This window comes from Variovorax trehalosi, from assembly GCF_051216415.1.
GTDB lineage: Bacteria > Pseudomonadota > Gammaproteobacteria > Burkholderiales > Burkholderiaceae_C > Variovorax.
The window spans coordinates 1-1403 of record NZ_JBPJZG010000026.1 but is presented as its reverse complement, the minus strand read 5'-3'; the positions used below and the strand labels follow the sequence as shown (position 1 = coordinate 1403).

The window sequence follows — 1403 nt, the reverse complement described above, 5'->3', positions numbered from 1 at the left end:
GCGCGACATCTCATTCGACCTCTCGATGCCCGTGCCCATCGGACGCGCCGCACGCGGCGCGCTCGAAGCGCAGGCCGTGCCCGCCGGCTGGAAGATCACCGCGCTCAACGACCAGCATGCGTACCTGCGCTGGGACGCGAGCGAGGAGGCGGACGCGCCCAAGGTGGGCGACCGCGTCGGCCTCGGCATCTCGCACCCCTGCACCACCTTCGACAAATGGCACTGGATGCCCATCGTCGAAAACGACTACCGCGTGAGCGACGCCGTCGCCATGCATTTCTGACTTTTGAAGAAGCACCGATGACCCCCTCCCTGCTTCAGAAGATCGCGCAGATCCGCAGCAGCGCCCCGGCGACGCGGCGCGCGATTCTCGACCTGATCCTCGAAGACCCTGACCGCGTGCTCGAAGAGAGCTTCGAGCAGCTGGCCGAGCGCTCGCGCAGCTCGGTGCCGACCATCATGCGCACCTGCCGCGACCTGGGCTTTGCGGGCCTGCGGGAATTCAAGCTCGCGCTCGCGCAGGAGCTCGCGCTCGGCGGCTCGCCGCTGCACCGCCGCGTCAACATCGAGGACGCGGCCGACGAAGTGGTCAGCAAGATCGCGCGCAGCGCCGCGGCCTCGGTCTCGGGCGTGCGCGGCCAGCTCGACATGCAGGTGCTCGACGGTGCCGTGGCCGCCATTGCGGCCGCTCCGCATGTGGACCTGTACGGCGCGGGCGCCACCTCGTGGTTCATGGCCAACGACCTGCAGGCGCGTCTGTTCCGCCTCGGCCTCTCGGCCAATGCCTGGGCCGACTATCACCTGCAGCAAGTCGCCGGTGCGGCGCAGCGGCCGGGCGGCGTGGTCATCGCGATCTCGCACGTGGGTGGCATGCCCTCGTTGCTCGATGCGGTGGACATTGCGCGCGGGCAGGGCGCCAAGGTGGTCGCGCTCACGCGGCCTGGTACGGCACTCGCGGCCAAGGCCGACTTCCTGCTGGGCCTCTCGGTGCCCGACGACGCGGTGATGCACGTGGGCATCGATGCGTACCTCACGCACCTCACCGCCATCGAGATACTCACGGTGCTGGTCGCGCAACGCCGCGGCGAGCCTGCGGTGCAGCGCCTGCAGCGCGCACGCGAAGCCTTCCAGCGCCATGGCATCGACGCCACCACGCACCCGCTGCAAAGCTGGGACGGCGGCGGCATCAACGATGAAAAAGGAGGGCGCGCATCGTGAGCGACCCCAAAGCCGTGAAAGCCGTATTGCTCGAAGCCGGCCTCGTGGTCGACGGTTCGGGCGGGCCCTCGTGGCCCGGCGACGTGCTGCTGCAGGGCGACCGCATCGTCGCGCTCGGCGAAGGCCTGCGCGGGCGGCTGCCTGAAGGCCTCACGCTCGCCGATGTCGAGGTGGTCGATTGCCGC

General features: G+C 69.8%; 1 protein-coding gene and 2 pseudogenes. All 3 read left to right on the top strand.

Going from position 1 to position 1403, the window contains the following annotated elements; all coding sequences use genetic code 11:
• Nucleotides 1-283 (top strand): annotated as a pseudogene (locus ACSFA7_RS33570) (amino acid deaminase); the annotation flags it as partial.
• Nucleotides 284-300: 17 nt separating this feature from the next.
• The gene (locus tag ACSFA7_RS33565) at nucleotides 301-1218 is read left to right on the top strand and encodes a MurR/RpiR family transcriptional regulator (RefSeq protein WP_435503361.1); all 918 of its coding nucleotides are present in this window, start codon (nucleotides 301-303) and stop codon (nucleotides 1216-1218) included.
• Nucleotides 1215-1403 (top strand): annotated as a pseudogene (locus tag ACSFA7_RS33560) (D-aminoacylase); the annotation flags it as partial. The gene ACSFA7_RS33565 and the pseudogene ACSFA7_RS33560, both read left to right, overlap by 4 nt.